Origin of the sequence: Kineococcus arenarius subsp. arenarius (genome assembly GCF_050871845.1) — a bacterium.
Classification (GTDB): domain Bacteria; phylum Actinomycetota; class Actinomycetes; order Actinomycetales; family Kineococcaceae; genus Kineococcus.
In genome coordinates, this window is sequence record NZ_JBJLSE010000006.1 from 45,964 (window position 1) to 67,542 (window position 21,579).

Below are 21,579 nucleotides of genomic sequence, written 5' to 3' on the forward strand. Positions count from 1 at the left end.
CTCAGCCCTCCCGCCCGGTCAGGCGGCGCACCGCCGCGGCGAACGCGTCGCCGCGGTGGGCGTAGGAGGTGAACTGGTCCATCGAGGCGCACGCCGGGGCCAGCAGGACCGTGTCGCCGGGGCGGGCCAGGGCGGCGGCGCGCTCGACGACGGCGTCCATGACGGCGGCGGCGGAGGCCTCGCGCTCCGCGGCGCTGGAGGTCGGGGTGGGCGGCACCGCGCCAGTCTGGGCGAGGTCGACCTCCACCACGGGGACGTCGGGGGCGTGTCGGGCCAGCGCCTCGCGCACCACCGCCCGGTCCGCGCCGAGCAGGACCGCCGCGCGCAGCCGGGAACCGGTGCGCTCGACGAGCTCCTCGAAGCGGGCGCCCTTGGCCAGCCCGCCGGCGATCCACACGACGGGCTCGAAGGCGCGCAGCGAGGCCTCGGCGGCGTGCGCGTTCGTGGCCTTGGAGTCGTCCACCCAGCGCACGCCGCCGGACTCGGCGACGGTCTGCACCCGGTGCGGAGCGGGGGTGAAGGAGCGCACGCCGTCGCGCACGGCCACCTGCGGCACCCCGTGCGCGCGGGCCAGCGCGGCGGCGGCCAGCACGTTGCGCACCGCGTGCGGGGCGACGGGCGCGGCCGGGTCCCCGCCGGTCAGGTCCGCGAAGGAGCACAGCTCCGCGGCGCTGGTGCGCCGCTGCTCCACGAACGCGCGGTCGGCCAGCACGTCCTGCACCACGCCGAGCATCCCCGGGCGCGGCGCCTGCAGGGTGAACCCGATCGCCCGGGCGCCCTCGACGACGTCGGCCTCGCGCACGAGCTCCTCGGTGCGCGGGTCGGCGACGTCGTAGACGCAGGCGACCTCGGTGTTCTCGTACACCCGCCCCTTGGCGCGGGCGTAGGCGTCCATCGACCCGTGCCAGTCCAGGTGGTCGGGGGCGACGTTGAGGACCGCGCTGGCCAGCGGGCGCAGCGAGGCGGTGGTGTCCGTGGACAGCCAGTGCAGCTGGTAGCTGGACAGCTCCACCGCGAGGACCTCGTACGCGTCCGGGTGGCGCAGCGCCTCCACGAGCGGGGTGCCCACGTTGCCCGCGGCGGCGGCGCGCAGGCCCGCCGCCCGCAGGATCGACGCGGTCAGCTCCACGGTGGTCGTCTTGCCGTTGGTCCCGGTCAGGGTCAGCCACGGCGCCACGAGCGCGCCCGAGGCGGGGTCCGGGCGCATCCGCCAGCCCAGCTCCACCTCCCCCCACACCGGGACCCCGGCCAGGGCCGCGCCCACCAGCAGCGGTGCCTCCGGGCGCCAGCCGGGCGAGGTGACGACGAGGTCGAAGGCGCCCCAGGGCCGCGGCGGGCCCTGCACGTGCTCGGCGCCCAAGCGCACCTCGGCCCCCAGCACCTCCAGCAGCGCACCGCGCTCGCGCTGGGCCTCGCCGGTGCCGGCGTCCACGACGACCACCTCGGCACCGGCCTCCAGCAGCGCGTCCGCGGCCGCGAAGCCGGACGTCCCGATCCCCGCGACGAGGACCCGCAACCGCCCCCACCCCGAGCCGGCGTGCCGCAGCGCGCGCACCCGGTCGGTGTCGGCGGCGCGCGGCGAGGGGTTGCCCAGCCACCCGTCCAGGACGTTCGGCGCGGCGCTCACGCGCCCACCACCCACTGCGCGTAGAAGACGCCCAGACCCAGCGACACGAACAACCCCGCGATGATCCAGAACCTGATGACGATGGTGACCTCGCCCCACCCGGCGAGCTCGAAGTGGTGCTGCAGCGGCGCCATGCGGAACACCCGCTTGCCGGTCGTCTTGAACGAGCCGACCTGGATGACCACCGACAGCGTGATGATGACGAACAACCCGCCCAGCACGACCAGCAGCAGCTGGGTGCGCGAGAGGATCGCCAGGCCGGCGAGCGCGCCGCCCAGGGCGAGCGAGCCGGTGTCGCCCATGAAGATCTTCGCCGGGGACGCGTTCCACCACAGGAACCCGAAGCAGGCGCCCATGACGGCGGCGGCGACCACGGCGAGGTCCCGCGGGTCGCGCACCTCGTAGCAGCGCGCCTCGAACTCCGTGAGCGTGTTGCAGTTCTGGTTCGACTGGAACGTGCAGATGAGCACGTACGCGGCCAGCACCAGCGTCGTGGCGCCGGTGGCCAGGCCGTCCAGGCCGTCGGTGAGGTTCACGCCGTTGCTGATGGCCGAGGTGATGAACAGCGCCCACAGCACGAACAGCACCGTGCCGAGGGCGGCGCCGCCGAACGCCAGGTCCAGGAAGTCGACGTCGCGCAGGAACGAGACGTGCATCGAGGCCGGCCTGAGGCCGTCCTCGTCGGGGAACTGCAGCGCCAGCACCGCGAACGCGACGCCGACGAGCCCCTGCCCGACGAGCTTGGAGCGCGCGCGCAGCCCCAGGCTCTGCTTGCGGGAGATCTTCAGGAAGTCGTCGAGGAACCCGACGACGCCCAGCCCCGTCATCAGCAGCAGCACCAGCAGGCCGGAGGCCGTCACCGGGGTCCCGGTGAACAGGTGCGCGGCGCCGTAGGCCAGCAGCGCGCCCAGGATGATGACGGCGCCGCCCATCGTGGGGGTGCCGCGCTTGGTGTGGTGGCTGGTGGGGCCGTCATCGCGGACGAACTGCCCGTAGCCGCGGCGCACCAGCCAGCGGATGTACAGCGGCGTGCCGAACAGCGCCACGACGAGGGACACGGCCCCCGCCACGAGGACGGCCCTCACGCGCCCTCCCCCGCCGCGCCGGCCGCACGGCCACCGGCGATCAGCGCCTCGGCCAGCGCGCCCAGCCCGGCGCCGTGGGAGGCCTTGACCAGGACCACGTCGCCGGGGCGCAGGTGCTCGTCGAGGAACCGGTGCGCGGCCTCGACGTCGTCGGCGAAGGCGGCCTCCTCGCCCCAGGAGCCCTCCATGACCGCGCCGGTGTAGACCGGCCGGGCACCGGCACCCACGACGAGCAGCTGCGAGACGTCCAGGCGCACCGCGGTGCGCCCCACGGCGTCGTGCTCGTCGCGCGAGGAGGCGCCCAGCTCGAGCATCTCCCCCAGCACCGCCCAGGTGCGCCGCCCGCCCGCCATGCCCACCAGGGCCTTCAGGGCGGCGCGCACCGAGTCGGGGTTGGCGTTGTAGGCGTCGTGCACGACGGTCACGCCGTCGGGGCGCTGCACGACCTGCATCCGCCCGGCGCTGGCGGCCTCGGCGGCCGACAGGGCGGCGGCGACGTCCGGCAGGTCCACGCCCAAGCCCAGGGCGACCGCCGCGGCGGCCAGCGCGTTGGGCACCTGGTGCTCGCCGTGCAGGCGCAGCCGGACCTGCGCGGTGCGCCCGTGGGCGGCGAGGATGAAGACGGGTCGGGCCAGCTCGTCGACGCCCACGTCCAGCGCGCGCACGTCGGCGTCCGGGCCCTGCCCGAAGGTCAGCACCCGCGCGGCGGTGCGGGCGGCCATCGCCGCCACGCGCGGGTCGTCGGCGTTGAGCACGGCGAGGCCGTCGGCGGGCAGCGCCTCCACCAGCTCGCCCTTGGCGGCGGCGGTGGCCTCCAGGGAGCCGAACTCCCCGGCGTGCGCGGTGCCCACGTTGAGCACGGCACCGGTGGACGGGCGGGCGGTGCGGCACAGGGCGGCGATGTGCCCGGCGCCGCGCGCGCCCATCTCCACCACGAGCGCGGCCGTGCCGGCGTCGGCGCGCAGCACCGTCAGCGGGACGCCGATCTCGTTGTTGAAGCTGCCCTCCGGGGCGACGACCGGGCCCAGCGGCGCCAGCACGGCAGCGAGCAGGTCCTTGGTGGTCGTCTTGCCGGCCGAGCCGGTCACCCCCACCACCCGCGGGCCGGACCCGCCGGCGCGCAGCCGCTCCAGCGCCCCGGCGGCGAGCCGCCCCAGCGCCGCCACGCCGTCCTCGACGAGGACCACGGCGGTGCCGTCGGGCACGTCCACGGCGCGCTGGGCGAGGACCAGCACGGCCCCGGCGGCCACGGCCGCCGCGGCGTGCTCGGCCCCGTCGACGCGGGCACCGGGCAGCGCCACGAAGAGCGCCCCGGGCGCGGCCCGGCGAGAGTCCACCACCACCGGCCCGTCCACCCGGGTGCTCGCGGCACCGGCGGTGAGCCGGCCACCGGCCAGCTGCGCCACCTCCGCCGCGGTCAGCGCGATCACGACACACCTCCAGCTGAACTCGTGCTCGTGCGCTCGGGCTCCCCGGCCCGCCGGCGCAGCTCCTCGGCCGCCACGACGCGGTCGTCGAACGGCACGACGACCCCGGCGGTCTCCTGACCCGTCTCGTGCCCCTTGCCGGCCAGCAGGACGGTGTCGCCGGCGCCCGGGCAGCGCGCCAGGGCCACGGCCACGGCCTCGCGGCGGTCCGGGACCTCCAGGACCTCCGCCCCGCCCTGCGCCGTGCCCGCCAGGACCGCGGCCCGCACGTCCCCGGGCACCTCGGAGCGGGGGTTGTCGTCCGTGACGACGACGACGTCGGCGCCGCGGGCCGCCGCGGCACCCATGAGCGGGCGCTTGGAGCGGTCGCGGTCGCCGCCGGCCCCCAGGACCACGGCCAGCCGGCCGGCGGTCAGGGGGCGCAGGGCGGCCAGCACCCGCTCGATCGCGTCCGGGGTGTGCGCGTAGTCGACAACGACGAGCGGCTCGCCGGCCCGCCCGGTGGAGACCCGCTCCAGGCGCCCGGGCACCCCCTCGGCGGCGGCCAGGCCGCACCGCACCTGCTCGGCGTCCAGCCCCGCGCGCAGCGCCGCCACGGCGGCCAGCGCGGCGTTGGCGACGTTGAAGTCCCCCGGCAGCGGGCAGGTCAGCGCCAGCTGCGCGCCGTCGGCGCCCACGAGGCGGAAGGAGCTGCCGTCGCGGCCGGGGCGCGCGTCGCGCACCGCCCAGTCCGCCCGCGGGTCGGCGGCGCCGTCGGTGCGCACGGTGGTGACCGGCACGCGCGCCTCGTCCACGAGCCGCCGCCCCCACTCCCCGTCCACCGCGACCACGCCGTGCCGGGCGTGCTCAGGCGTGAACAGGCGCGCCTTGGCGGCGAAGTACGCCTCCATGGAGCCGTGGAAGTCCAGGTGGTCCTGGCTGAGGTTGGTGAACACCGCCACGTCCAGGACGAGGCCGTCCACGCGGTGCTGGGCGAGGGCGTGGCTGGAGACCTCCAGCGCGCAGCCGCGCACGCCCGCGCCCACCATGCGGGCCAGCAGCGCGTGCAGGTCGGGGGCCTCGGGCGTGGTGCGCACGCTGCCGACGCGCTCACCGGCCACGCGCGTCTCGACGGTGCCCAGCAGGCCGGTGACCCAGCCGGCGCGGCGCATCAGCGCCTCGAAGAGGTACGCGGTGGTGGTCTTGCCGTTGGTGCCGGTCACCCCCACCGTCACGAGCTGCTCGCCCGGCCGGCCGTGCACGTGGGCGGCGAGGTCGCCCAGCACCGCGCGGGGGTCGTCCACGACGAGCACCGGCAGGCCCGCGGCGGCGGCGTCCGCCGCACCGGCCGCGTCGGTGAGGACGGCGACGGCACCGGCCGCGGCCGCCTGCGCGCAGAACCGCGCACCGTGGACGTTCGCCCCCGGCAGGGCCGCGTACAGGTCGCCCGGCGAGACCCGGCGCGAGTCCAGGGTGGCGCCGGTCACCGGCCGCGCCGCGGCGGCCGCACCGCCGGCACCGCCGGGGACGTCCAGGGCGGTGCCGAGGGTTGCCGCCACGTCCGCGAGGGTCAGGGGCCGTCGAGCGTTTCCGCCCGGCCGGTCGGTCATCGGCACGCTGGGAGGTTACCCGCCCCCGGCAGCGCCCCCCGCACCGCACGGGGGGCGTGTTGCCGCCGGCGGTTCACTCCCCGGCACCCCACGTCAGCGCCAGGCCGGCGGGGGCGGCGGTGGACGGGGCGATCCGGCGCTGCTGCAGCGCGTAGCTCATGACGTCCTTGAACACCGGGCCGGCGGCGGAACCGCCGTAGTAGTTCGTCTTGGGGTCCTGCAGGATCACGGCGACGACGAGTTGCGGGTCGTCGGCCGGCGCCATGCCGATGAACGAGGCGGTGTACCCGCGGTAGCACCCGCAGTCGATGTCGTAGCGCTGCGCGGTACCCGTCTTGCCGGCCACCAGGTAGCCGGGGATGTCGGCGGCCGCGGCCGTGCCCTCCTCGCTGACGACGGCCTGCATCATGTCCCGCAACGTCTTCGCGGTCTGCGAGCTGAGGACGCGGGAACCGGCCGGAGCGTCGGCGGCCCGGTAGTTGCCGTCGGGGTCGGACGTCCCGGCGATGAGCGAGGGCTGCACGCGCACCCCGTCGTTCGCGACGGTCGCGAACACCGACGCCGCCTGCACGGCGTTCACGGACATGCCCTGCCCGAACATCACGGTGTACCGCTGCGTGCCGGAGTACTCCTCCGGAGTGGCCAGGATGCCGCCGGTCTCACCGGGGAAGTCCATGCCGCTCTCCTCGCCCAGCCCGAACGCGCGCTGGTAGTCGTACAGCGTCTGCGCGTCGAGCTCCTCCCCGGCCAGGATGGTGCCGGTGTTGCTGGACTCCGCGAGGATCCCCGCGAGCGTGAGCTGCTGGTCCTCGTGCTCGTGCGAGTCGTGGAACACCTTCGTGGAGCGCTTCAGCTCGTCGGGCACCGTGAACTCGCTGGCGGCCGTGGAGGTGCCCTCCTCCAGCGCCGCGGCCATGGTGATGACCTTCGCCGTCGAACCGGGTTCGAAGGACTCGGTGAGGGCGGTGTTGTTCAGCTCCTCGTTGGTGAAGTCGGTCAGGTCCGCCGGGTCGATGCTGGGCGAGCTCGCCAGGGCCAGCAGGCGCTGCTGCGCGTCCATGACGACGACCGTTCCGGACTCCGCCCCGGTGGCCTCCACCTGCGCGGCGATGGCGCTGGCGGCCTTCCACTGCAGGTCCGAGTCGATCGTCAGGTGCAGGGAGGTGCCGTCCACCGGCTCGGTGGTCTCGGTCTCGCCGAGCGGGATCTCCTGACCGCCCAGGCTGCGCTCGTAGCGCACCTCGCCGTCGACGCCCTCCAGCAGCTCGTTCTCGGCGTACTCCAGCCCGGACAGCGGGCGGTCGAGGGTCTTGCCGTCCTCGGTCTCGGCGGTCCCCAGGACGCCCACGAGCGTGGAGGCGGCGCTGCCGCTGGGGTAGATGCGCTGCGAGGTGCGCTCGGAGGTGACGCCGGCGACGTCGGCGTCGGAGACCCGCTGCCACAGCTCGGGGGTGATGCCCACGGCGACCAGCGCGTAGCGGTCCTCGGGGCCGGAACCGGTGAGCGTGGTGGTCAGCGCGGCCTCGTCCACGCCGAGGATCGGGGCGAGTTCGCGCGCGGCGCCCGCGGCGCCCTGCGGCAGCGAACCGTCCCGGGCCGTGCCGTCGCTGCGGGTGTTGTAGCTCGCGATGATCGAGGGGTCGGCGACCACGTCGCGGCGCTCCACGGAGGTGGCCAGCACCACGCCGTTCGCGTCGACCACGTCGCCGCGCTGGGCGTACAGGGTGCTGGTGTGCACGCGCTGGTCCAGCGCCGCCTGGGCGAGCTCGGCGGCGTCCGCGCCCTGCAGCTGGACCAGCCGCCCGGCGAGCAGGCTGAGCGCGACCAGGACCGTGATGACGAACGCGCGCAGCCGGCGGTCCGGGCGGACGTCGGGCGCGGCCGGGCGGCGGGCGGCGGGCGGTCGGGGCACGGGGCGGCCTCTCGGGTCTGACGCGCCGGGCCCGTCGGGCCCGGCGCCGGGGGGATCAGCGGGCGGTGTCGGCCGACGCCTCGGGGGACGCCGCCCCGGCGGTCTCGTCAGGGCTGGCCGCGCCGTCGGCGGGCGCCTGCGAGGCCTGCGCGGAGGGTTCCTGCGCAGAGGGTTCCTGCGTCGGGGTGGGGGCGGCGGTGGGCGTGCCCACCGCGCCGTCGGCCGTCAGGTGCACGGGAGCGGGCGCGGGGACCATCCCGAGCTCGGCCGCCCGGCTGGCCAGCGCCTGGGGCGCGGACTGCGCGGCCAGCGCCTCCTGCGCGGCCTGCTGCTGGTCGGCCAGCCGCTCGGAGGTCACCCGCAGGTCGGTGACGCGGTACGCGTCACCGGCGATGGCGATGTTCGTCATCAGCAGGCCGAACAGGCCCAGGCTCAGCAGCACGACGCACGCCACGGGCAGCGGCAGCCGCAGGCGCCGGACGGCGGGCGGGACCACCACCTGCAGCTCCGGCCTGCTCCCGGTGTCCGGGCGCGCCTCGCGAGCGCGGACCGGAGCCTTCCGGGCCGCGATCAGGGGCTGGCTCATCACCGGGTCCTTCCGTCGTTCGTGCCGTGCGTGGTGCTGGGTGCGGAACCCCCGGGAGTTCCGCGTCCGGTGCGGCCCGATCGGCCGCGGGGACCGCCGGCCTCGGGCGGACGGCGGGTTTCGCGGTGGTGACGAACCGGCCGCCCCGGGGAGTCCCGCTGCTGCCGCCCCCGATCCTCGCCGGGCAGCCGGCGCACCGCACGGAGGCGCGCCGACGCGGCGCGGGGGTTGACCGCCAGCTCGTCCTCCCCGGCCGCTTCACCACCGCGGGTGAGCAGTTGCGCGCGCGGGCCCGCACCGGCCGGCACGAACGGCAGGTCCGGGGGGGCGGAACTCTCGGTCAGCCGCCGCAGGGCGTTCTTGGCGATGCGGTCCTCGAGGGAGTGGAACGTCAGGACGGCCAGCCTGCCGTCGTCGGCGAGGCGCTCGAACGCGGCGGGCAGCGCCCGCTCCACGACGCGCAGTTCGTCGTTCACCTCGATGCGCAGGGCCTGGAACGTGCGCTTGGCCGGGTTCCCACCGGTGCGCCGGGTGGCGGCGGGAACGTTGGCGCGCACCAGGTCCACCAGCCGGGCGGAGGTGGTGAAGGGTTCCGACGCGCGCTCGCGCACCACGGCCGCGGCGATGCGCGGCGCGAACCGCTCCTCGCCGTACTCGCGCAGGACGCGGACGAGTTCGCCCTGGGAGTAGGTGTTCAGGACGTCCGCGGCGGTGACCGGCGCGCCGGGGTCCATGCGCATGTCCAGCGGGGCGTCGCGGGAGTAGGAGAAACCCCGCTCCACCTCGTCCAGCTGCAGGGAGGAGACGCCGAGGTCGAAGAACACCGCGTCGACCGTGCGCAGGCCCAGGTCGTCGAGGACGTCGGGCAGGGCGTCGTGGACGGCGTGGACGAGGGTGACGCGCTCGCCGAAACCCGCCAGTCGACGGCCGGCGAGTTCCAGCGCCTGGGGGTCGCGGTCGATGCCGACCAGGCGCAACCCGGGGTGCTGCTGCAGCAGTTCGGCCGCGTGCCCGCCCATGCCCAGGGTGGCGTCGACGGTGACGGCACCGGGTTCCCGCAGCGCGGGTGAGAGCAGTTCCGTGCAGCGCCGGAGCATCACCGAGGCGTGGCGGGCCGCGACCGCAGCGGCCTGCGCGTCCTCGGTCACCGGTCCCACCTCGCTCCCCCACCGGCCCGCGGGCCGGTGTCGCCGTCGTCCACCGTCGGCCGTGGTCCCCATCCGCTCGCGGTTCACGTGCCTGGCGCCGGGGAAGAGGCGTCAGGACCGCTCCGGAGCGGCTGGGGGCCGCGGTCGGCGGTCGCTCCCGGCGCGTGCCGGGAACCGGGGTCACACGACCCCGGGCAGGACCTCCTCGCGCTGGTCGGAGAAGGCCGGCTCGGCGCCGGCCAGGTAGGCCTCCCACGTGGGCAGGTCCCAGATCTCCACCCGGGACCCGACGCCCGTGACGGCGAGGTCGCGCTCGAGCCCGGCGTAGGCGCGCAGCATCGGCGGAACGGTGAAGCGACCCTGCTTGTCGGGCACCTCGTCCGAGGCACCCGAGAGGAACACCCGCAGGTAGTCGCGGGCCTCCTTGCGGGTCAGCGGCGCCCGCCGCAGCTCCTCGTGCATCCGCTCGAACTCCTGCATGGGGAAGAGGTAGAGGCAGCGCTCCTGCCCCTTGGTGATCACCAGTCCGTCGGAGAGCTGGTCCCGGTACTTGGCCGGGAGGATCAGCCGCCCCTTGTCGTCCAGGCGGGGGGTGTAGGTGCCCAGGAACACAGCCGCAACCCCCGACGGACGGTCCCGAGCGACCCCTGCTGAGCCGCTCCCCTCCACCGTACTCCACTTTCCTCCACGGTCAACGTCGAACGACGCGCAGTGATCGCACAGCCGGCGCATCGTCGCAGGTCAGGGCGGTGGGGTGCGGTGGAGCGGCTGAGCACCCCCTCCCCGGCGCCCGACCCCCGCCACCACCGTCCGGGCGGCGCGCACCCCGTCGCGTGAGGCACAGTGGAGGAGGTCGCGACGGCGAGGCTGCGCGCGACGGACCGGAGCGCGGCGCCCCCGCGCCCCCTGGAGGAGACGAGGCCACGTGACGACCACGAGCGCACCCGCCGGCAACCACCCCGGGGACCCGCTGGCGGTGCAGCCCGACGACCTGCCCGCCGCGCTGGAGCAGTTGGCCGCCACGACCGACGCGCTCGCCCGCACCGTGGAACGCGTCGTCCAGGGCAAGGACGAGACGGTGCGGCTGGCGCTGACGGTGCTGTTCAGCGGCGGGCACCTGCTCGTCGAGGACGTCCCGGGCGTCGGCAAGACCATGCTGGCCAAGACGCTCGCCCGCGCCATCGACGGCACCGTGCGCCGCATCCAGTTCACCCCCGACCTGCTGCCCAGCGACGTCACCGGGTCCAGCGTGTGGAACCAGGAGCGCGGCGCCTTCGAGTTCCGCCCCGGCGCCGTCTTCGCGAACGTCGTCATCGGCGACGAGATCAACCGCGCCTCGCCCAAGACGCAGTCGGCGCTGCTGGAGTGCATGGAGGAGGGCCAGGTGACCGTCGACGGCACCACCTGGCCCCTGGACCGGCCCTTCGTCGTCTTCGCCACCCAGAACCCCGTGGAGATGGACGGCACCTACCCGCTCCCCGAGGCCCAGCGCGACCGCTTCACCGCCCGCATCTCCATGGGGTACCCCTCGGCGGCGGCCGAGCTGACGATGCTGTCCGAGCACGGCGGGGCCGAGCCGCTGGACGACCTCGTGCCGGTCGTCGGCGTGGAGGAGGTGCGCCGGCTGACCGCGGCGGTGCGCGGCGTCCACGCCGCCGAGGTCCTCAAGCAGTACGTCGTCGACCTGGTGCGCCGCACACGGGCGCACCCCGACCTGCGCCTGGGCGCCTCCCCGCGCGCGGCCCTGCACCTGCTGCGCACCGCGCGGGCCCGGGCGGCGATGGAGGGCCGCGACCACGTGCTCCCCGACGACGTCCAGGCCCTCGCCGTGCCCGTGGTGGCGCACCGGCTGCTGCTGACGGCCGACGCGCAGCTGGCCGGGCGCCAGGGGGCCGACGTGGTCTCCGACGTCCTGCGCACGACCGCGCTGCCCTCGCCGCGGTGAGCGGTCCCCCGCGCCCGGACCGCCCCGGGGGATCGGCGCCCCGCCTGCGCCCCACCGCCCGCGGCTGGGCCCTGCTGCTCACCGGCCTGCTGGCCGCCGGGACGGCTCCCGCGCTCGGGCAGCGCGACCTGCTGCGCGTCGGCGTGCTGCTGACGGCCCTGTCGGTGTTCGCCGCACTGGTGGCGCACCGCTCCAGCCGAACCCTCGACCTCGTGTCGAGGTCTACCCCCGGCCTCGTCGAGGCGGGGGCGAGCGCCCCGGTGCGGCTGACAGTGCTCGGGCGGGGCCGGGCCGCCGGCCGCGTCGTCCTGGAGGACGCGGTCCCGCTGGCCCTGGGCGGCACCGCGCGGGTGGCGGTGCCCCGCCTGGCCGACGGCGAGACCCTCGAGCTCCAGCACACGGTCGGGTCGGACGTGCGCGGCAGCTACCGCGTCGGCCCCGCCACCGTGCGGGCGCGCGACCCCTTCGGCCTCGTCGTGGCGTCCCGCACCGTCGGGGAGGCGACCGCGCTGGACGTGCTGCCCCGCGTGCACCGGTTGGCCGACGTGCCGCTGGGCGACCTCGGCGGCTCGCGGGGCCCGTCGGTGGGCACCGCCGCCGCGACCTCCCCCGACGACGCCGCCATCCGCACCTACCGGGTGGGCGACGACCTGCGGCGCGTGCACTGGCGCTCCACGGCCCGGCGCGGCGAGGTCATGGTGCGCGCGGACGAGCACCCCGGCCGCCCCGACGCGGTGCTGCTCCTGGACGACCGGGCCGGTGCCCACCACGGCCGCGGCGCGGCCTCCTCGCTGGAGTGGGCGGTCAGCGCCGCCGCCTCGGCCGCGGTGCACCTGCACGGGCGCGGCCACCGGGTGCGGTTGCTGCACGCCGGGCGCCTGCAGGAGGCGCCCGGCACCGACGAGGCCTCCGCGGTGCGTCCCCTGCTGCGGGAGCTGGCCCGGGTGCGCCCCGGGGCCGACGACGGCCTGGCCCGTTCGCTGACCGCGCTGGGGCGCTCGGGGCCCGCGGTGCTGGTGGCGTTCCTCGGGGAGGTCGACGAGGCGGACGTGCAACCCCTGATCAGCGCGCGGCCCCCCGGCGTCCCGGCGCTGGCGGTGCTCCAGCGCACGCGGCTGTGGCAGTCCGGCGCGACGCCGGACGAGGACGCCCCGGCCGGCGCGGCGCTGCGGCGCGCGCACCTGGTGCTGGCCCGGGCCGGCTGGCGCACGGCCGTGGCCACCCCCGCCACCGGCGTGGCGCAGGCGTGGGCGAGCGCCGCACGCGGCACCCCGGCACCGAGCGCACCCCCGGCACCGGCCGGTGCCACCGCGACAGGAGGACGACCGTGACCCGCAGCGCCCGCACCGCCTGCTGGGCGGGGGTCGCCTCCGCGGCGGCCGTGCTGTCCCTGCGCCCCCTGGTGGTCTCCTCCGGCTGGCTCGTGGGAGCCCTCGGGGTGGTCCTGGCCGTGACCGGCACCGGCCTGCTGGTGCGGGCCCTGCTGCACCGGCGGGGGGTCGCGGTCGTGCTGCAGGTGCTGGTGCTGGTGCTGGCCCTGGTCGTCCTGTTCGGCGGCGCCACCACCGTCCTGGGCGTGCTGCCCACCGCGGCCACCGCCACCCGCTTCGCGCAGCTGTTCGGCGACGGCGTGCAGGTCGTGCAGCGCTACAGCGTCCCGGCCGCGGACCTGAGGGGGTTGCGGCTGCTGCTGGTCGGCGGGGCGGGCCTGCTCGCCCTGGCCGTCGACGTGCTCGCCGTGACCCTGCGGCGCCCGGCCCTGGCCGGCGTGCCGCTGGCCGCCCCGCTGGCCGTGGCGCTGTGCCTGGTGCCCGGCGGCTCCAGCGCGCTGGCCCTCGTCGCCACCGCCGTGCCGTACCTGGTGCTGCTGGCCACCGGGCGGCCCGACCCCCGCTGGCCCGCCCCGGCCCGCCGGCGACGCCCCGCCGCCCAGCCGGCCCGCCGGCGCACCGGCGACCGCACGGGCGCGACGGCCGGCGCCCTGGCGGCCGGTTCGCTGGCGCTCGCGCTGGCCGTGCCCGCGGCCGTCCCGGGCCTGGACGAGCGCCCGCTGACCCTGGACACCGGCACCGGCGACACCATCGCCGTGATCAACCCGATCCTGAACCTCAAGGCCAGCCTGGGAGCGCGTTCGGACACGACGATCCTCACCTACACCACCGATCAGGAGGACCCCGCACCGCTGCGCATCGTCACCGCGGACGTCTTCGACGGCGAGACGTGGGCACCCGGCACGGGAGCCGACATCGCCCGCAGCCAGCGCGTCCAGGACGGCCTGAGCGAGCCGCCGGGGCTGTCGCCGGAGGTGCGCGCGCAGGCGGTCGAGCACCGCACGTCCATCTCCGTGCGCGGGCTGGACCAGACGTACCTGCCGCTGCCCTACCCCGCGGTGCGGGTGGAGATCGCCGGGGAGTGGCTCTACGAGGAGGGCACCCTCAACGTCGTCGGGGACGGGGAGACCACGCGCGGGCGCGACTACGTCGTGCAGCACCTGGAGGTCGACCCCACCGAGAACCAGCTGCGCGGCGCGGGCCAGGCCCCGGAGGACGTCCGCGAGCGCTACACCGCTCTTCCCGACTCGCTGCCGCAGACGGTGCGGGACGCGGCGCTGGAGGTCACGGCCGAGTCGTCCGACGACTACGAGCGGGCCGCGGCGCTGCAGCGCTACTTCCGCTCCACCGGTGGCTTCACCTACTCGACCACCGCGCCCAACGACGGCGGCTCCGACGCCGTGGCGGCCTTCCTGCGCGACAAGTCGGGTTTCTGCGTGCAGTTCGCCTCCGCGATGGCGGTCATGGCCCGCTCGCTGGACATCCCCGCGCGCGTGGCGATCGGCTTCCTGCCCGGGGAGGAGTCCACGACCGGGAGCTGGCGGATCAGCGCCCAGGACGCCCACGCCTGGCCGGAGCTGTACTTCGAGGGGGTGGGCTGGGTGCGGTTCGAACCCACCCCCGCCACCCGCACGGGGCAGTCCCCCGCCTACTCGGTGCCCAGCGTCCAGGCCGCCGCACCGGCGACCGGCGCCGCGGTGCCGTCCGCGTCCGCCCCCGCTGCGGCCGCGCCGAGCGCGACCACCAGCACGGCCACCGCAGGTGCCGCCGCGCAGGCGGCGACCGGTCCGCTGACGGGCTGGCAGCGCGTCGCCGCGCTGCCGTGGGGGTGGATCGTCGGCGCTCTGCTGGCGCTGCTGGCTCTGCTGGCGCCGTGGACCTCGGCGACGCTGCTGACCCGGCGCCGCTGGACCGGCGCGCACGACGGCCCCTCCTCGGCGGAGGCCGCGTGGGCGGACCTGGAGGACCGGGTCGGCGACCTCGGCGTGCACTGGCCCCCCTCCGCGACGCCGCGCTCGTGCGCGGCGCTGGTCGAGACGGCCGCCGAACTGCCCGCGGGCGCCCGCGAACAGCTCACCGCGCTGCGGCGCGCGGTGGAGGGAGCGCGCTTCGGGCACCGCGCGGCAGCCCCGGCAGGAGCCCCGGACGGCGCTGCCGGTGGCGACGCGGTGCGACCGGGGAGCACCGCGCTCCTGCAGCGCCCGGCCGCGGCCGGCACGCGGGGGCGGCGGGTGGTGCGCGCCCAGGTGGACGAGGTGGTGGAGGCGCTGGCAGCACGCCGGCCACTGCTGGTGCGCTGGCGAGCCCGGTGGTTCCCCGGGGCCGGGGTGCGCGCGGTCCTGGCCTGGTGGGAGCGCGACTGACCCACCGGCGGCACGGGAGCGGAGCCTCGCACGGCGAGGGGCCCGCACGCCACGACGGCGTGCGGGCCCCTCATCACCACCGGGTGGGGCGGGGTGCCCGCTGAGCGGGGCCCGTCAGCGCAGGACGACGGGATCCGTCAGCGCAGGCCCCGGACCTCGCGGAGCCGGGCGGTCACCACTGGCCGCGACGGCGGTCCCAGCGCTGTTCCATCCGGTTCATGAAGGACCCGCTGCGCCGGGCCCGGCCGGGCCGGGCCGGTCGCGGCGGGGCGGCACCGGGCTGCCCGTCGACGGGGCCCCCCGTTCCCCGCGCCGGCGAGAACGCCCAGATCGCGCCGGCGAGCATGACGATGAAACCGCCCGCCCCCAGCCAGATCTGGCTCGTGCTGACCCCGGCGACGAGGAGCACGAGTCCGGCCACGACGGCTGCGACGCCGATGACGAGGCGCCGGCGAGCGGCGCGACCGTGGCGGGAACCCCGCATGGCGTTGGCGAACTTGGGATCGTCCGCGGACAGCGCACGTTCCATCTGCTCGAGCAGACGCTGCTCATGTTCCGAGAGCGGCACCTGTACCTCCTGGCGTGCGCACGTTGTCTGTTGAGGATAAGTCCCGCGGACGGTTGGCGAAACTCGGGCTAGCACATGGTCCACCACTCAGAGCCGCCGGGTAGCGCGCCCGGGGGCTCCCACTCCTGCAGCGCTCCAACGCTCGGGGCCCCGAGCGGAGTTCCACGCCACGGCGAGTCGCCCCGCGCGGGCTCCAGCAACGTGGCCGGTCTCACACTGCCGGCACCGAAGCGGGCGCCGGCCCGGTCCACCGCGCCGTCGGCCTCCCGCCAGCCGCGCCCCCGCTCCCCCAGCCGCAGCTGGTGCGGCTGCCCCGCGGCGGGCGCCAGGCCCTCCAGGCGCACCCCGACCCCCCGCAGCCGGGCCCGCTGCAGGCCCAGCCCGTCGAGGAGGTCGCGGGCCGTGGCGTGCACGAGCCGGGTGACGTCCGTGCGCTCGGGCAGCGTGCGGGAACGGGTGAGCGCGGTGGAGTCCGCGAAGCGGACCCTCAGCACCACGGTGCGGCCCGCCACCCCGGCGGCCCGCGCCCGTGCCGCCGCCCGCGCGGCCACCCGCAGCAGCTCCCGGTGCACGACGCGGGGGTCGTCGACGTCACGGGTGAAGGTCCGCTCCGAGCCGGTGGCGCGCACCGCGGCCGGCACCACCACCCGCTCGTCGCGCCCCCAGGCCAGGGCGTGCAGGCGCCGGCCCGGACCGTCCCCCAGCGCCCGGGCCAGCGTGGTCGCCGGTGCGTGCGCGAGGTCGGCCACCGTGCGCAGGCCCAGCCGCTCCAGCACCCGGGCGGTGCCGGGGCCCACCCCCGGCAGCGCCCCGACCGGCAGGGCGTGCAGGAACGCCACCGTCCGGGCGGGCCCGACCAGGACGAACCCGTCGGGGGCGGCCGCGGCGCACGCCAGCGCGGCGACGAGCTTGGTCGCGCCGGCCCCCACCGAGCAGGTCAAGCCCTGCTCGTCGGCCACCGCGTCGCGCACCAGGCGCCCGGTGCGCACCGGGCCGCCCAGGCGGCGCACCGCCCCGGAGACGTCGAGGAAGGCCGCCCCCGGGCCGAGCGGCTCGACCACGGGGGTCAGGGAGCGCAGGACCTCCAGGACGCCCGCCCACGCGCGGGCGTGCTCGGCCTCGTCGGCGGCGAGCACGGTGAGGTCCGGGCACAGCCGCCGCGCCCTGCTCAGCGGCACCCCCGGGTGCAGGCCGTGCCGGCGCGCCTGCGGGGTGGCGCACACCACCACGCCGCGCCCGCCGGCGACGACGACGGGGGTGCCGGCCAGCTCCGGGCGCCGCCGCAGCTGCACGCTCACGCGGAAGTCGTCCACCGCGACGTGCAGCACCGCGCACCCGGCCTCGTCCGGGGACGGGACCGGCGCCGGGCTCACCGGCCCCGCCCGGCGGTGCGCCGGGCGGCGGTCTCAGCGGCGGGCGTGCAGGTGCAGGTGCCCGGCCAGCGCCAGCAGCTCCGGCGAGCGCGCCGCTCGCGCCTCCAGCTCCCGCAGCAGCGCGGCGCCGTCCTCGGCCTCCGCGCAGGTGGCCGGCACCATCTCGCTGAACGTGCGGGTGCCCTCCACCTCGGTGACGGTGAAGCCGGCCGCCTCGGCCAGCTCCGTCGCCGACGCCCGGTCGAAGCGCCGGCGCAGCGGGTCGGTGCCGCCCCAGCGGTGCCCGGCGTCGGACAGGGCGTGCAGGGCCTGCGGCAACTGCCCCGCGAGCACCCGCGCCAGGACCGTGGCCGGCCACTGCGCCACCAGCAGGCTGAGGCGCCCACCCGGGCGCAGGGTCGCGTGCGCCGCCCGCAGCGCGGCGGCGGGGTCGTCCACGACCTCCAGCACCCCGTGGCACAGCAGGACGTCGGCGCTGCCCGCCGGCAGCAGGCTCGACAGCTCGGCCGCGTCGCCCTGCACGGAGCGGACCCTGTCGGACAGGCCGGCCTCGGCGGTGCGCCGCTCCAGCGCCGCCAGGGCGTCCGGGGAGGGGTCCACGACCACCACCCGGTGGCCCAGCGCGGCGACCCGCACGGCCAGGCCGCCGGTGCCGCCGCCGAGGTCGACCACCGAGCGCGCGGCGCCGGCGTCGTCGCCGGCCTCGGCGAGCAGGCGCTGCACCCCGTCCCAGAGGACGGTCGACGTGCGGGGACGGCCCCGTTCCTTCGCCACGCGTTCCTCCCAGCGCTCGCGGACGGGCCCCACCCTAGACACCGGGGAGCCGCCGGCCGCGGCGCCACCCGCGGCGCGGCGCCGCTCAGCACCCCGGGCCCCCCGGGCCGGCGTGCCGGGGCCCGCGGGCACCGCCCGCGCGGGCGGCGGCGCGGGTGTCGCGCACGTCGTGACCGGGCGGGCGCAGGTCGGCGTACGGGGAGTGCCGGAACCCGCTGGGGTGCACCAGGACGCGCCCCGCACGCGGCGGCGGGGCCGCGCCGCCCGCCGGCGCGGGCGGCAGCGCGGGGGGCAGCACCCCGCCGCCCGCGCGCCACTCCCGCCACAGGCCGGTCAGCTCCCACGCCCCGGTGGCGCGCAGCGACACCCCCCGCGGGCCCGTGCGCCGCAGCACCCCGCGCACCAGCAGCAACCAGGACGAGAAGACCGTCACGGCCCACGGCTCCAGCGCGTCCTCGAAGAACGCGGCGTCGGCCGGGCCCGTGGGGTCGTCGAGGGTCAGGAACACCACCCGCCGCCCCGAGCGCACCGGCGGGGTCTGGGTGGCCACCTTCGCCCCCGCCACGAGCAGCTGCGAACCGCTGCGCCGGCGCAGCAGGTCGCGCGCCGGGGTGACGCCCAGGGCCCGCAGGAGCGGCAGGTACGAGGCCAGGACGTGGGCGCTGACGTCCAGCCCCAGGACCTCCAGCTCGTCGCGCACGCGCTCGGCCCCGCCCACCTCCGGCAGGCCGGTGGCGGGCAGGTCCTCGGGGCCGTCGCCCAGGTCCAGGGCCAGCTGCCCCGCGACCGCCGCGCCGCTGCGGCGGCGCCCGGCGCGCTCCAGCTCGGCGACCTGCAGCAGCAGGTCCCGGCGCGTGGTGCGGTTCCGCCGGCCGGCACCGCCGGCACCGCCGGCACCGCCGGTGCCGTGCAGCCGGTCCAGGGCACCGGCGAGCACGAGGTGCTCGGCGACCGGCCGCGAGGGGCGGGCCCGCTGCCACAGGTCCGACAGGGAGCGGTAGGGCTGCCCGGCGACGATGCGGGCGACCTCGTCGGCGGAGGCGCCGCGCACCTCGGTCAGCGGCAGCCGCACGCCGTACCCGGTGCCGTCGGCCACCCCCGCCCCCAGCCCGCCGGGGTCACGGGCCGGTCCCGCCCCGGGGACGGGCTCGACCCGCTCGACGCGGTAGGTGTCCCCCGAGGCGTCGACGTCCACGCCCAGGACCTGCACCCCCAGGGTGCGCGCGTCGGCCAGCAGGAGCCGCTTGGGGTACATGCCGGGGTCGTGGGTGAGGACCCCGGCGAGGAACGCCGCGGGGTGGTGGGTCTTCAGCCACGCCGACTGGTAGGTCGGCAGCGCGAAGGCGGCCGCGTGGGCCTTGCAGAACCCGAAGGAGGCGAACGCCCGCAGCACCCGCCAGATCTGCTCGACCACCTCCGGGGCGTAGCCGCGCTGCAGCGCGCGGCGCCGGAAGCGCGGCTCGAGCTCCTCCTGGCCCTCGCAGGTGCCCAGCCGGCGGCGGTGCTCGTCCGCTAGGGCGCGGTCGTCGCCCGTGGTGGCGCTGAGGATCTCGATCACCTGCTCGTGGAAGACGACGACGCCGTGCGTCTGCTCCAGGACCGGGCGCAGCCGCTCGTCGAGGACGTCCGCGGGCGACCACCCCTGCCGGGCGCGCAGGAACGGGGTGACCATGTCCGACTGCACCGGCCCGGGGCGGAACAGGGAGATGTCGACCACCAGGTCGGCGAAGGTCTCCGGCCCGAACCTGCCGATGAGCTCGCGCTGACCGGGCGACTCGATCTGGAAGCAGCCCAGGGTCCGGGTGGAGCGCACCAGGCGGAACGTCGCCGGGTCGTCGAGCGGGACCTGCGCGCGGTCGTCGAGGTCGAGCACCTCGCCCTCCACGCGCGCCACCTCCCGCACCGCGTGGGCCATCGCCGACTGCAGGCGGATCCCCAGCACGTCGAGCTTGAGCAGCCCCAGGTCCTCCACGTCGTCCTTGTCGAACTGGCTCATCGGGAACCCCCGGGAACTGGTCTCCACGGGGGTGCGCCGCAGCAGGCCGGGCCCGGACAGGACGATGCCGCAGGGGTGCAGCGACACCTGCCGGGGCAGGCCGTCCAGGCGCTCGACGAGGTCGAAGAGGACGTCCAGGTGCTCGGCGCCCAGGCCGCCGCGTCGCAGCTCGGGCAGCTCGGCGGCGGCGGCGCGGGCCTCGCCGGCCCGCACGTGCGGGAAGGCGGTGGCCACGGCGTCGACCTCGGCGGGCGGCAGGCCCAGCGCCGCGCCCACGGCCCGCACGGCGTGGCGCACCCGGTAGGTGCCCACGCTGGACAGGCAGGTGACGCGCTCGCCGCCGAATCGCTCCAGCACCGCGGCGCACACCTCCTCCCGGCGGGCGGCCTCCACGTCCAGGTCGATGTCGGGCAGCTGCCCGCGGCGGGCGTTGAGGAAGCGCTCCACCAGCAGCCCGTGCGCCAGGGGGTCGACGCCGGAGATCCCCAGCAGGTGGTTGACGAGGCTGCCGGCGCCGGAACCGCGGGCGGCCACGCGCACGCCCAGGGACCGGGTGAGGTCGCACACGTCGGCGACGGTGAGGAAGTAGCTCGCGAAGCCCACCTGCGCGACGGTGCTCAGCTCCGCGTCCAGGCGGTGGTGCACCGCGGCCAGGTGCCGCTCGCCGGCACCGGGGTAGCAGCGGCTCACGCCCGCCGCGCAGCGCGCCCGCAGCACGGCGTCGGGGTCGGTGCCCGCCGGCAGCCGCAGCGCGGCGAGGTCGGGCAGGTGGTGCGCACCGGCGCCCAGGTCGGCCGCCGGGTCCAGGCGGGCACGCTCGGCCAGCGCCGCGGTGGCGGACAGCAGCTCCCGGGCGAGCCGGTCGCCGCCGCCCGCCGCGCGCGCCACCCGCTCGGCGGTGCGGGCCATGCCGTCGCCGTCCACGAGGTGGCCCCGGGTGCTGACGCGGTCGAGGTGCCGGGTGCCCAGCGGCACGAGCCGGCGCACGGCGTCGAGCAGGTCGGCCGTGACCGCTCCCTGCGGGGTGGCGTGGCGCACGGCCGCGGTGAGCACGGCGGGCAGCCGCTCGGCGTGCGCCAGCGCCAGCAGCCGCGCGGCGTGCTCCAGGCTGCCGGGGGTCCCCGGCGGACCGTCGTGGTAGAGCACCTCCACGTGCAGGCACCCCTCCGGCAGCGCCGCCCGCCAGCGGCGCAGCACCGCCCGCGCCAGGTCGTCGCGGCGGGCCAGCACCGCCCGGCCGACCTCGGAGGACGGGCCGAGGAGCACCGCGAGCGCCGCGCCCTGCGCGGGTGCGGCGGCGTGCCGGGAGACCAGCTCCACGCCGGCGACCGGCCGGCCCCGCGGCCCCGCGAGGTGGGCGGCGCTGACCAGAGCGCACAGGGCCGCCCACCCGTCCCCGGCGCCGGCGGCGCGGCCCAGCCCGCCGCCCACCCCCAGGGCGAGCACGGTGGCGCGCGGCAGGCGGGGGTCCACGGCGGCGCCCCCGCGCACCGGGGCGCGGCGGGGGCGGTCCGGGCCCCGGGCGGGCCCACCGGGGGAGCCGGTGGAGGGGTCGGCCCACGGGGGCAGGCCGGTGGCCAGCCCGGTGGGTGCGGTGGCGAGGTCGACGCCGAGCACGGGTGCCACCCCGGCCGCGGTGCAGGCCCGCACGAACTTCACGGCGCCGTACAGGCCGTCGCGGTCGGTGAGGGCCAGGGAGCTCATCCCGAGGTCCGCGGCGCGGGCCACCAGCTCGGCCGGGGACGACACGCCGTGGCGCAGGGAGAAGCCCGAGGCGACGTGCAGGTGGGTGAAGGGGGCGGTGCTGGGCACGCGGGGGTCCTTCCGGCGGGTGGTGCGCCCGCGGGGAAGGACG

15 protein-coding genes are annotated in these 21,579 nt (G+C 77.5%); 3 read left to right on the plus strand and 12 right to left on the minus strand.

From position 1 onward, the window contains the following. Position 1 precedes the first annotated feature (1 nt). The 8 genes from murD to mraZ form a co-directional block, all read right to left on the minus strand. Entirely contained in the window at positions 2-1,627 is a 1,626-nt protein-coding gene (murD, locus tag ACRYM0_RS03140) for a UDP-N-acetylmuramoyl-L-alanine--D-glutamate ligase (RefSeq protein ID WP_432502041.1), read from the minus strand. Beyond that, complete coding sequence (mraY, locus tag ACRYM0_RS03145; protein ID WP_432502043.1) at positions 1,624-2,712, minus strand: phospho-N-acetylmuramoyl-pentapeptide-transferase; 1,089 nt, start codon at positions 2,710-2,712, stop codon at positions 1,624-1,626. Before mraY ends, murD begins: the two co-directional genes overlap by 4 nt. Then, complete coding sequence (locus ACRYM0_RS03150) at positions 2,709-4,142, minus strand: UDP-N-acetylmuramoyl-tripeptide--D-alanyl-D-alanine ligase (RefSeq protein ID WP_432502045.1); 1,434 nt, start codon at positions 4,140-4,142, stop codon at positions 2,709-2,711. The genes mraY and ACRYM0_RS03150 overlap by 4 nt, the downstream gene beginning before the upstream one ends. Next, on the minus strand, positions 4,139-5,677 hold the full coding sequence (locus ACRYM0_RS03155) for a UDP-N-acetylmuramoyl-L-alanyl-D-glutamate--2,6-diaminopimelate ligase (protein ID WP_432502047.1): 1,539 nt from the start codon (positions 5,675-5,677) through the stop codon (positions 4,139-4,141). Before ACRYM0_RS03155 ends, ACRYM0_RS03150 begins: the two co-directional genes overlap by 4 nt. 124 nt (positions 5,678-5,801) lie before the next feature. Further along, positions 5,802-7,640, minus strand: coding sequence for a peptidoglycan D,D-transpeptidase FtsI family protein (locus ACRYM0_RS03160; RefSeq protein ID WP_432502049.1), 1,839 nt, complete (start codon positions 7,638-7,640; stop codon positions 5,802-5,804). 55 nt (positions 7,641-7,695) lie between these two features. Then, positions 7,696-8,226, minus strand: coding sequence for a hypothetical protein (locus tag ACRYM0_RS03165; protein WP_432502051.1), 531 nt, complete (start codon positions 8,224-8,226; stop codon positions 7,696-7,698). Beyond that, positions 8,226-9,323: a 16S rRNA (cytosine(1402)-N(4))-methyltransferase RsmH gene (gene rsmH, locus ACRYM0_RS03170; protein ID WP_432502099.1), complete on the minus strand. Its 1,098-nt coding sequence runs from the start codon at positions 9,321-9,323 to the stop codon at positions 8,226-8,228. The genes ACRYM0_RS03165 and rsmH overlap by 1 nt, the downstream gene beginning before the upstream one ends. A 231-nt stretch (positions 9,324-9,554) precedes the next feature. Continuing rightward, a complete protein-coding gene (gene mraZ, locus ACRYM0_RS03175; RefSeq protein ID WP_432502053.1) occupies positions 9,555-9,986 on the minus strand; it encodes a division/cell wall cluster transcriptional repressor MraZ in 432 nt (143 codons plus the stop codon). A 313-nt stretch (positions 9,987-10,299) separates the two neighbouring features. Between mraZ and ACRYM0_RS03180 the strand changes: the two genes are divergently transcribed. Genes ACRYM0_RS03180 through ACRYM0_RS03190 form a run of 3 tightly spaced genes read left to right on the plus strand, consistent with a single transcriptional unit; the run spans position 10,300 to position 15,013 of the window. Continuing rightward, positions 10,300-11,319 (plus strand): AAA family ATPase, encoded by a 1,020-nt coding sequence (locus ACRYM0_RS03180; protein WP_432502055.1) that lies wholly within the window; start codon positions 10,300-10,302, stop codon positions 11,317-11,319. Further along, positions 11,316-12,650 carry a DUF58 domain-containing protein gene (locus tag ACRYM0_RS03185; RefSeq protein WP_432502057.1) on the plus strand — a complete coding sequence of 445 codons (1,335 nt, stop codon included), beginning with the start codon at positions 11,316-11,318 and terminating at the stop codon, positions 12,648-12,650. Before ACRYM0_RS03180 ends, ACRYM0_RS03185 begins: the two co-directional genes overlap by 4 nt. Beyond that, positions 12,647-15,013, plus strand: coding sequence for a transglutaminase family protein (locus tag ACRYM0_RS03190; RefSeq protein WP_432502059.1), 2,367 nt, complete (start codon positions 12,647-12,649; stop codon positions 15,011-15,013). The genes ACRYM0_RS03185 and ACRYM0_RS03190 overlap by 4 nt, the downstream gene beginning before the upstream one ends. A gap of 172 nt (positions 15,014-15,185) precedes the next feature. Here ACRYM0_RS03190 and ACRYM0_RS03195 read toward each other — a convergent pair whose 3' ends face one another. From ACRYM0_RS03195 to ACRYM0_RS03210, 4 genes are all read right to left on the minus strand, one after another. Further along, entirely contained in the window at positions 15,186-15,581 is a 396-nt protein-coding gene (locus ACRYM0_RS03195; protein WP_432502061.1) for a DUF3040 domain-containing protein, read from the minus strand. A gap of 68 nt (positions 15,582-15,649) precedes the next feature. Beyond that, a complete protein-coding gene (locus ACRYM0_RS03200) occupies positions 15,650-16,954 on the minus strand; it encodes a DNA polymerase Y family protein (protein WP_432502063.1) in 1,305 nt (434 codons plus the stop codon). Positions 16,955-16,987: 33 nt separating this feature from the next. Next, a complete protein-coding gene (locus ACRYM0_RS03205) occupies positions 16,988-17,728 on the minus strand; it encodes a methyltransferase domain-containing protein (RefSeq protein WP_432502065.1) in 741 nt (246 codons plus the stop codon). Positions 17,729-17,813: 85 nt separating this feature from the next. Next, positions 17,814-21,536, minus strand: a complete 3,723-nt coding sequence (locus ACRYM0_RS03210; RefSeq protein WP_432502066.1) for a DNA polymerase III subunit alpha — start codon at positions 21,534-21,536, stop codon at positions 17,814-17,816. Positions 21,537-21,579 lie beyond the last annotated feature (43 nt).

Coding starts and splice junctions, on each gene's coding strand:
- ACRYM0_RS03165 (WP_432502051.1), bottom strand. CDS start 8,226: ATGAGCCAGCCCCTGATCGCGGCCCGGAAGGCTCCGGTCCGCGCTCGC.
- rsmH (WP_432502099.1), bottom strand. CDS start 9,323: ATGCTCCGGCGCTGCACGGAACTGCTCTCACCCGCGCTGCGGGAACCC.